The sequence below is a fragment of the Microbacterium sp. ZW T5_56 genome (genome assembly GCF_044987425.1).
In the GTDB taxonomy this organism is placed as follows: Bacteria; Actinomycetota; Actinomycetes; order Actinomycetales; family Microbacteriaceae; genus Microbacterium.
Genome location: NZ_JBJDRI010000063.1, coordinates 1 through 10,203, shown reverse-complemented (window position 1 = coordinate 10,203; position 10,203 = coordinate 1). Strand labels below are relative to the sequence as shown.

The 10,203-nt window shown below is 66.0% G+C and carries 6 protein-coding genes; 4 read left to right on the top strand and 2 right to left on the bottom strand.

From position 1 onward, the window contains the following. The 4 genes from ACI3KU_RS18740 to ACI3KU_RS18725 form a co-directional block, all read left to right on the top strand. Positions 1 to 757 (top strand): DUF4194 domain-containing protein (locus ACI3KU_RS18740; RefSeq protein ID WP_404923856.1); only part of this gene is annotated, 757 nt, incomplete at its 5' end. Further along, positions 754 to 4,116, top strand: coding sequence for an ATP-binding protein (locus ACI3KU_RS18735; RefSeq protein WP_404923855.1), 3,363 nt, complete (start codon positions 754 to 756; stop codon positions 4,114 to 4,116). The genes ACI3KU_RS18740 and ACI3KU_RS18735, both read left to right, overlap by 4 nt. Before the next feature lie 161 nt (positions 4,117 to 4,277). Then, positions 4,278 to 4,766, top strand: a complete 489-nt coding sequence (locus tag ACI3KU_RS18730) for a hypothetical protein (protein ID WP_404923854.1) — start codon at positions 4,278 to 4,280, stop codon at positions 4,764 to 4,766. Further along, positions 4,757 to 5,572, top strand: a complete 816-nt coding sequence (locus ACI3KU_RS18725; RefSeq protein ID WP_404923853.1) for a hypothetical protein — start codon at positions 4,757 to 4,759, stop codon at positions 5,570 to 5,572. The genes ACI3KU_RS18730 and ACI3KU_RS18725 overlap by 10 nt, the downstream gene beginning before the upstream one ends. 109 nt (positions 5,573 to 5,681) lie before the next feature. On the opposite strand, the gene ACI3KU_RS18720 is transcribed toward ACI3KU_RS18725, so the two are convergent. Both ACI3KU_RS18720 and ACI3KU_RS18715 read right to left on the bottom strand, forming a co-directional pair. Further along, on the bottom strand, positions 5,682 to 6,650 hold the full coding sequence (locus ACI3KU_RS18720; RefSeq protein ID WP_404923852.1) for an Ltp family lipoprotein: 969 nt from the start codon (positions 6,648 to 6,650) through the stop codon (positions 5,682 to 5,684). Between the two features lie 314 nt (positions 6,651 to 6,964). Beyond that, entirely contained in the window at positions 6,965 to 9,796 is a 2,832-nt protein-coding gene (locus ACI3KU_RS18715; RefSeq protein WP_404923851.1) for an immune inhibitor A domain-containing protein, read from the bottom strand. Positions 9,797 to 10,203 lie beyond the last annotated feature (407 nt).

Below are 10,203 nucleotides of genomic sequence, written 5' to 3'. Positions count from 1 at the left end.
CGCCGACACGTCCCCCGCCGCCCCGGTTCCCGCTCCCGAGATCTCCGCGTTCGCGGGGACGGATTCCCTCGAAGACGCCGCGTTGGAGGGCCGCTCCGCGCTCTGGGACGGCGACTCCGGCATGCTCACCGTCGCCCAGCGTCGCGCCCTGGTGCGCATCCTAAAGAAGCCGACGATCACCGCCACAGCGGACCCGGAGGCCTGGGCCGCCCTGCGGGAGGACGAGGCTCTGATCCGCTCCCGGCTGAACGATCTGTTTCTGGATCTGCGTATCGATCCGAACGGCGTCGCCTTCAAGTACCAGATCCGTTCCGAGACGGATTCGCCGGCCCCGCCGCTGCTGCACGAGGCCACCTACACGCGCGAGGAGACGGTGCTGCTGCTGCATCTGCGCCAGCGCCAGCTCACCGAGCGCGCGAACGGCGTGGAGCACGTCTCCGTGGGCGCCGAGGAGCTGCTGGAGCAGATCGCGCTGTACCGGCCCCAGGACGCCGGAGACAAGGCGGGCGACCGTAATCGCGCGCAGAAGGCGATCGAATCCGCTGTGCGACTCGGTGCTCTCGCGCGCACCACCGATCCGGATCGCTACCTCATCACGGCCGTGATCGAATCCGTGCTGCCCGCGCAGAAGCTGCCCACTCTCCTCGCCTGGTTCCGCGAGGAGAACCGACCGGGCGCGGCCCACGATCACGGCGACCCCGATCATGGGACCCCCGCGCCTGACGCCGATGCCGCCACCGAGGAGGACGCCGAGTGAGCACCCCCGCACTCTTCGAGGGCTTCGACGACGCCACCGCGCAGTGGCGGCTCACCACGATGCAGCTGGTGAACTGGGGCGGCTTCCACGGTCACCACAGCATCGATTTCGGTCACGACGCCACCCTCATCTCCGGCGGATCCGGCACGGGCAAGAGCACCATCCTCGATGCGTATCTCGCGCTGATGATGCCGACGAACGTGCCCTTCAACGGCGCCTCGAACGACGCCACGACGGGACGTGCGCGAAGCGCCACCCAGCGCAACGTGCTCAGCTACCTGCGCGGGAAGATCGACTCCACCCGGCAGGGTGACGAGATCACCGACACGGTGCTGCGCGGGGGCGATGCCCCGATCTGGGGCGCGATCGCGGCCACCTTCACCGACGACTCGGAGCGCGTCCTCACTGTGCTCCGCACGTTCATCGCGCCGGCAGATGCCACGAATGCGGCCGATGTCCGCATGCGCATGTTCACCGTGGCCGCCGACGTGGACCTGTCCGAACTCGATCGCTACGCCGAGACCCGCTTCGATGTGCGGCGCATGCGTGAGTCGCTGCCCAGCATCGAGACGCACGAGACGCCGGGCAAGTTCTTGGAATACGTGACCACGCGGCTCGGCATCGGCGGGGTGGACAGTGGAGACAACGCGTTGCGACTGCTCGCGCGAGTGCAGGCGGGCCACCAGGTGCGGACGGTCGATCGGCTGTTCAAAGAGCTCGTGCTGGAGCGCCCCGCCACCTTCGGTGCGGCGGATCGCGCCCTGGAGCAGTTCCGCGCGCTGAATCAGACGTACGAGGACATCCGCATCGCGCAGGAGAAGCAGCGGGTGCTGTCCCCCATCCGCGAGCTGTTCATCGAACGACGCGATGCTCTTGCGCGCACCGAGCGACTCGATCGTCTCGGCGTCAACGCCCACGAATCGGCCTTCGGGCTCTGGAGCCTGCTCACCGAGCGCGACCTGCTGGATCGCGATGAGAGCCGGACGCGCATCGAGAAGGAGCGCGCTCAGGCGGAGAAGGCCGCCGCGGACGCTCGGATCTCCGCGTTGAATGCGCAGCTGGAGGTCATCGATCAGGAGATCCGCGACAACGGCGGCAACGCGATGCAAGTGCTGGAGTCGCAGCTGGAACAGGCTCGCGCCGACCTCGCCCGCAAGCAGCTGAAGCGCTCCGAGTTCCTCGACAAGGTGCAGGCGCTGTCCCTCGACACCCTCGATGCCGACTCGTTCGGCGAGCTGCGTGCCATCGCGCAGGCGCACACCGGTTCGTCGTCGGACTCGTTCATGGCGCTGCAGGCGGAGCGCGATCGCGTGGTCGCCGCCCGCGGCCGGGTGGAGGCTCGCCTGCAGGCGCTGAAGGAGGAGCGCGCCTCGCTCGGTTCCCGCGCGGGCCGGGTGCCGGTGGAGCACGATCAGGCCCGTCGTCGCATCGCCGAGGCCGCCGGAGTGGATCCGCGCGATCTGCCCTTTGCCGCCGAGCTGATGGACATCGCCCCCGAGTTTGCCGAGTGGCGTCGCGCCGCGGAAGACACGCTGCGCGGCGTCGGGCTCACGATGATGATCGATGAGCGCCGCGCGCCGCAGATCCGCCGCGTGATGGACACGTTCGTCGCGGGACAGGCCGGCGAGCTCGGTCTGCGGCTGCAGAATCAGGCTGTTCCGGTCGATGTCCCGTTCCGTCGCCCCACCGACACCCGCTACGTCTCCGGTCGACTCGTCTTCCAGGAGGGCCCGTTCACGGGGTGGCTGGCCGAGCACGTCGCGAGCGACGCGATCGATCACCTGTGCGTGCAGGATGCGGCCGATCTCGAGGCGGATGAGCCGACGGTCACGATCAACGGCCAGACGCGCCGAGGCTCTCGCGGTGCACACGGCCGGGCGCTGCGTCAGCGTGACGTGCTGGGGTTCTCCGGCGAGGCGCGCATGTCGGAGATCGCCGAGGAGGCGGTCGCTCTCGACGGCGAACGCACCGCGCTGGCGGCGCAGCTGCAGGAGTGCGATGAACGCCTCGACGCACACAATCGCCGCTCGGCGGCGTTCGGCATCGTGCTCTCCACCGCATGGGACGACATCGATGCGGCGACGGTCGCCGACCAGGTGGCGGGCCTCCGCGAACAGTACGAGGCGCTGACCACCGATTCCGATGCCCTGCAGCAGCTGCAGGCACGACGCACGGCGCTCGTGGCGGAGCGCGAGGATCAGCGCGCGGTCTCCGTGATCGCCGGGAAGTCCGCCATCGAGCTCGATGGCGAGTGGGCTCGAGTGGTCGACCGCAAGGACGACGTGGCCACCCTGCTCGATGCGATCGAGCGGCGCGAGTCGGCGACGCTGGATGAGGCCGACCGCGCCTCCCTCGCGGCGGAGTCCGCGCGCGTGGGTGGTGACTTCACGCGTGCCGATCTGCCGCGCGTCATCGCGCTGGTTCGCGAGGCCGTGTCCACGGATCTGGCTGCTGCAGAGCAGTCGGCGGCACGGGCCGAGCAGGCTCTGATCCGCAGCTTCGAGATGTTCGACTCCCGCTGGCCCGACCTGAACCGCGGCTCGGGCGTCGAGGCGTTCGAGGAGTACGAGGCGATCCTCGACGAGATCGTGCGCAACGGTCTGCCCCAGCGTCTGGAGGCGTTCCGCCGCAGCTTCCAGAAGTGGTCGGGCGATGATCTGAAGCTGCTCAGCGACCAGTACCAGCGTGCCCTCGATGCGATCGACGAGCGGCTAGACCCGATCAACGACATCCTCCGCGGCACCCCGTTCGGCGCCGGCGGGCAGGATCGTCTGCGTATCGAGGTTCGCCACTCCACGCCCGAGTACCTCGCGCGCTTCCGTCGCCAGCTCGATCGGCTGAGCTCCGCCTCCCTCGAGTGGAGTGACGCCGAGGCCGAGGCTCGATTCATCGAACTCCGCGACTTCATGACGCAGATCGATGTCGGAGTGAACGGCTCCACGCTGGAGCGTGATCGCCTGCTCGACGTGCGTCAGCACATCGAGATCTCCGCCTCGCGCGTGTCCTCCGACGGCCGTGTGGTCTCCACCTACACCGACATCGCCGGCAAGTCCGGTGGCGAGACGCAGGAGCTCGTGGCGTTCATCGTCGGATCGGCGTTGCGTTACCAGCTGGGCGACGAGCGCCGCGCGAAGCCCCGCTTCGCCACCGTCATCCTCGACGAGGGCTTCGTGAAGTCGGACTCCGAATTCGCCGGCCGCGCGGTCACCGCCTGGCGCGACCTCGGCTTCCAGCTCATCATCGCCGCGCCCCTCGACAAGGTCACCGGCCTCGAGCCCCACGTCGACGTCATGTGGTCGGTCACGAAGTCCGCCGAGATGAAGTCCTACGTCACCCCCTTCCGCCGCGTCAGCGTGTAAGGACGTCGGTTCCTCCCCCAGCCCAACGCTGTGGAGAGCCCTGTTCCAACCCGCGCGATTGCGTCTAGCTTCGGGGTATGCTGACTCTCCCGCGCGCTCGGATTGGCACCACGACATGCATCGCCCTGGCGGCGTTGATGCTCGCCGGGTGCAGCGCGGAGGTGACGCAGGCACCGACAACCGCTGCGATCACCCCGACGTACCACCCGTCCACCCCCACCCCGCTGTCCAACGCGGACGTGGAGGCAGCGATCGCTGCGTACGTGGCATATGTCGAGTTGGCTCAGAAGGTCGACTCAGGATTGGCCAGCATTGACGACCTCCTCGCACTGTCGACCGGAATCCAGCACAGCTTCGATCGCGATCGATACGAATCTCTGCAAGCTCGGGGCTTACGGTTCGAAGGCGCACCCATCATCGCTCTGGCGACTCTCAGCCTGTCCACACCCTCACGATCGACGATGATCGCCATTGATGCCTGTATTGACAGTCATGATGTCCGCATGTTCGATCGAAGCGGGAACGAAGTCGCTTTTGAAACACCGCCAGGTGTTCTCTCGGTCCTCGTCACGATGGAACTCGATCCGACCTCAGGCGCGTGGCTGGTTAGCCACAGCACGCCTCGAAGCGAGGGTCCAACATGCGAGTGAACGTGCTTCTGCTCGCCGTTGCTGTGGCGACTGGTACCGCGATCGGCCCGACGCCCGACTCGCTATCCGGCCCGCCGACATGCGATCTCGTCGCCTGTTACGACTACGGCCCCGGAGACGACGGGACCCAGGTGGATATCGGTGGCATTGAAACCCCATCCGAGCCGCAACCGGCGACGCCCGATGATGGCGCTGAGTCAGATCCAGGAGTCAGTGATGGTGGTGAGACGTCCCCGGACCCCGTACCCGCGCCACCGGGTCCCGGCGATCTCTGCTGGGACAACCTCAACCCACTCGCCTGCACCACACCCACCATCCCCGAACCCGAGCCGACGCCCGAGCAACCCGCCTACCCCGACACCATTTACAACACCGACCTCATACACTTCGCCCCGCACAACCCCACGGCCACTGCGCCCAACGAAGCCATGGCCCTCACCAACACGCCTCTCCCCATCACCCTCACCGCCACGACCCACACTCTGACCGGAACCCTCCTCGGTCACCCCGTCACGGTCACCTTCACCCCCACCGGCTTCACTCTCGACCACGGCGACAACACCACTCCCACCCACGCCACCGACAACCCCGCCACGATCGCGCACACCTACACAAGCCGCGGCACCTACCCCACCACCATCAGCACCACTTACACCGCCACCGTCACCTTCCCCGACAACATCCCCAGACCTGTCCAGGGCACCATCACCATCACAACCCCCGGACCCATCACCCGCATCCTCGCCGCCCACACCGCACCCGTCCGCACCACCTGCACCACCACCCCCACCGCACCCGCCTGCTGACACCTCAGCGCGCAAGCGCGAGAACGGGGACGCCCCGTAGGCGTAGACGTCCCCGTGAGAATCAAGCGAGCAGATAACGCTCGACGGGCGGGCCTCGGGCCGAAGGGACCTAGAGGTTGGCGATCGCGTAGTCCGCTTGATCAGCAGTGAACTTCTCGCCGTACTCGCTCGTGAGCTGGTCCCAGATGGCGTCGGGCGACATATCCATCATGGTCTGGTAGTCCTTCGCCTTCGCCAGTGCATTCGCATTCCAGTCGGCGGACATCGTGTCAATGGCATACTGCGCCTCTTCGGGGAGGAACTGCTCGCCATACTCGCTAACGAGCTGGTCATAGACCCCAGCTCGACTCATGTGCATCGTGGTGGCGTAGTCGTTCGCTTTCGCCAGGGCGTTCGCGTTCCAGTCAGCAGCGATGTTGTCGATCGCATACTGAGCCGCCTCTGGTGCGAATTTCTCTCCGTACTCACTGGTGAGCTGATCGTAGAGGCCGGCCTTACTCATGTGCATCATGTCCGAGTATGTGGTCGCCTTCCTGAGCGCAGACGCGAAGGCGGCAGGAACCTCTGGTTGCACGGGCGCTTCTGGCGTCGGCTGCGCAGCGTCCGGCGTGGGTTGTGCAGGCTCGGGCGTGGGTTGCGCTGGCGTTGTCTCCGCTGCGGGTTCAGACGATTCGACTGGCGCCGAGGTGGGAGCCGTCGTAGCAAGCGACGCCACAACGGCGGGAGTCTGCGCTGTCGGCGCGCTTCCACCACGCGGCATCGTTGCCGAGAAGATGATACTCAGAACCACCAGGACACCGGTGCCGATCCAAGCCAGCTTCTTGTTCTTCTCATAGCCGGCGAGCGGGCGCCCTGCCTTGTCACGGCGCGAGCCAGTGAGTGTCAGGATCAGGTCGATGAGCCACCACACGCCGAGACCACCAAGGGTGACCAGCTTGCCAATGCCGCTGCCCACCTGACCCAGGTAGAACCGATCAACGCCGAAGAAGCCGAGGAAGTAGCTGAGCAGCCAGGTCGCGACAAAGCTCTTGTCGCTTTCACCCTGAGGTGCCGGTAGCTGCTGTGTTTCGAGCGGCACAGTGGGCTGCGCGGAGTACTGCGGGGGCTGGTAATGCGGGGGCACGGGAAACGCCGGCGAGGAACTTGATGCGCCGTCGGGTGCAGAGTGCGCGGGATTGCTCGGAGGGGGCTGAGTCATGAAACGTCCGTTCGGGTCCAGTTGTCGTGCAGCACAGCTCACACATAGCTGGCGCATAGTCAGAGTGGCACATGCAGCCGCCAGGACGCGACCGTTCGCACCGAGACGCCCACAACGTTGGCTTCCGAATGGACGCACGAAAACGACGAAGCGCCGGCCCTCGGGAGAGGACCGGCGCCTCGCGGGACGTCAGATCACTTGCGCGGGGCGGTGATCGAGATCAGCGCCGCGGTGTTGTTCTGCATCGACTTCTTCACCGAGATCACGGTGCCGTAGCCCACGCCCGCATCGGCGGGGTTGCCGGTACCGAGGGTGGTGAAGCCGAGGTCGAGGCCGTAAACACCGGTGGCGGGAGTGCCATCGGGGTTCACCACTCGCGTCGTGTAGGGCGCATCGCCCACCGACGGGACGACCACCGATGCGTCACGCATGCGGTTGTACAGCTGACCGTCGCGGAGCTCGAGACCTGCCACCCAGCCCTTGTTGTCGGTGAAGGTGCTCACCGCCGGCAACGGACCGAAGTCGGTGCATGCCTCGTTGTAGTTGGCGTCCACCAGGCAGTCACGCAGCGGGTAGGTCGCCTGGACGCCGAACGCAGCGTTGGACGACTGGGCGCGGCTGGAGATGTTCTTCAGCAGCGACGGGTCAAGCGCAGCTTCGGCGCCGGTGCGACGCAGCGGATCGAAGTGGCTGTCCACGAGCAGCAGACCGCCCTTCGCACCGTAGCTGGGCAGCGCAGTCAGGTTCGCAGTGACCTGGTTGGAGCTGCCGTAGGTGGTGTCGCGATACCAGACCAGGGCACCCGGTGCGTTGTAGGCGACCTTCTCCACCTTCCACGCATCGTCGCTGTACACAGTGGTGTAGCCGTACTTCAGACCCTCGTCGAAGCCGTCGAGGTTACGCCACTCCACCAGGTAGTACTGCGCCTTGATCTGGGTGCCCGTGTCGCGCACCCATCCCGCACCGGTGGTGTCGGTGAAGGTGCCGTCCGCGGCGGTCCACCCGTTGTCTCCCGACTCGACGTCATCACTCCAGAGGGTGGTGCCACCGGAGGTCAGCGAGAAGTCGTCGGAGAACCAACCACGATCCATGTACGCGGCATCGGTCGCGTACCGCAGCCGGATCTGGATGTTCTGCCCCGCGAAGGCGGAGAGATCCACGTTGTCGTGGCGCCAGCCGTCGGTCGTGCCCGTCAGACCGTACTTCTTGCCGCCGAAGTCAGCCAGACGGCCGTTCGGGTCCGAATAGCCGTCGTCCGTGGACACGACGTTGCCGGCGTCGTCATAGACCTTCTGCTCGGTCCAGGTGCTGCCACCATCGGTGGACACCTCGATGAAGCCGTAGTCCCAGTCCTCCTCGATGATGAAGTCGTTCCACATCGAGAACGTCGCGCCCGCCGGAACGTTGTCGATCGATCGCGTCAGCTGTGCATCGGCCCACGCCTGATCCGCGTTCGAGTACCACATCTCCGAACCGCTGTGCGGCTCAGCCAGCACGATCTGCTTGTCCGGGAGATTCACCTTGACGCCGTCCTTGGTGCCCTTCGCAGGGCGCGAGGTCTGGCCGACCTTGATGGTCTTGGTCCCGTCACCCGGGTTGACCTCCTCGAGGTCCACCCAACCGAGCACCCACTTGTCCCAGATGCCCATGTGCGTCGGCATCGACTGGAAGATGGGGCCGGAGTGCGAACCCGAGCTCATCAGATCCCAGAAGTCGATGTCCGAGTTGCCGGCGTTCGACGTGTCATAGAGGTCCGGCAGACCCAGGTCGTGACCGTACTCGTGGGCGAACACACCCACACCGGAGTTCTCCGGCTGAACGATGTAGTTCTGGATCTTCAGATCGGTACCCGGGATCGGGGCTCCGCCTGCTACGTCGGACGAGTGCGCCCAGACCGCGTACGTGCCCTCAGCACCGCCACCGCCCGACTTGTCCTCACCGGCGTGAACGAGGACGACGTGATCGATGATGCCGTCCGGCTCGTTCACATTGCCATCGCCGTCGCGATCGCCCTGGTCTTCGATGTCGTAGTCAGCCCACGGGAAGTCAGGGCTCTGCGCGGCAAGTGCAGCAACGGCATCGATCGGCAGCTGCCCCGGACCCAGAGGGTTGTCGGGGTGGCCCTGCATGTCCTGCATGGGTCCGGCCTCATACTCACCGGTCTCGGCGTTGAGGTGGCACACTGTGGCACCGTAATAGCCCTCGGAGTGCGGCACCTTGACCCAGGCCGTGGCTTGCCCCGTGAGCGTGTACGCGCCGCGAGACATCTCCTCGTACATGTTCTTCATCGTGTAGCCCGAGATGTCGAAGCCGGGCTTGCCATCGGGACCCGTCAGATCCGTGCGGACGCGATCAGTGATGCCCGTGCTGGAGAAGAGCATCCTGTTGAAGTGCTCACTCGAGAAGTCCGGTACCCACATCGTGTTGTTGTCCGGGTGCGACGCCGTCGCCGGGTTCGGAATGCCGTTGTGCAGCGTGGGGCCCTGCACGTCGCCGGCCTTGCAGTCCGTTGCCCCAAAGCTCGTCGGCACCTGCAGGTTGGAGAAGTCGTCGGTTCCATCGAACTCGACCAGGATGGTGAGCAGCTTGGCCTGCTGGGTGGTCTTGGACTGCTTCAGATTCTTCGGGCTCTTACCGGTCTTGACCGCTTTCGCCTCCGTGGCCGCAAGCTGGCGAGCTGCGACCGGGTTGCCCTGCGCGTGCTTCTGATCGTTCTCCTTCGCACGCTCGATCGCAGAGTCGCTCACGGCGCCACGAACGTTGCCCTTCTGGTCCGCCACGACGTGGTCGTCCGAAGCGTCGAAGGCCCCCTCAACGCGAGGCTCGACGTAGTTGATGTAGTGATCGTCAAAGCCATCACCGGTCACCGCGGCCGTTCCGGTCGCGGCCGATGCCGGCACCGGGTCCGCCGCTGGCGCAGCATGCGCCGGCACGGCCCCAAACGTCGCTATGCCGGCGACCGTGAGCGCGAACGTCGACGCTGTTGCCGCGACGCGTCGTCGTGTCCGAGCTGTCTGTTCAGACATTGCTTCTCCCTTCAGGCACCACCGCGCAGGTGTCGCGGCGGTACGGGTGTTGCGCGCCGATCAGGCACGCAGAAACAACAAATACCGCTGAAACACTGTGCGTGAGAATAGGGTTCGCTGAAGATGAAAAGACCCTAACGTTGGCGTGCGCCCTGCACACGCTCACGATGCTCAACGAGCGAACCCCTGAGAACACGAAAAACACCCATCCCGCGGACCGGAGCGCGTGCAGACTGCACGTCGCTCTGTGATTGTGGGTGGGTGTTGTTGTGGTGTCGTCTGGGTACGACGAAAGCCCTGACCAGCGTTGGTCAGGGCTTTCGTCTGAAAAGGAGTCCGGCGGTGTCCTACTCTCCCACAGGGTCCCCCCTGCAGTACCATCGGCGCTGAGAGGCTTAGCTTCTGGG

Excerpts from the sequence above, each read along its gene's own strand:
- ACI3KU_RS18725 (WP_404923853.1), top strand. The coding sequence starts at position 4,757 with ATGCGAGTGAACGTGCTTCTGCTCGCCGTTGCTGTGGCGACTGGTACC.
- ACI3KU_RS18715 (WP_404923851.1), bottom strand. The coding sequence starts at position 9,796 with ATGTCTGAACAGACAGCTCGGACACGACGACGCGTCGCGGCAACAGCG.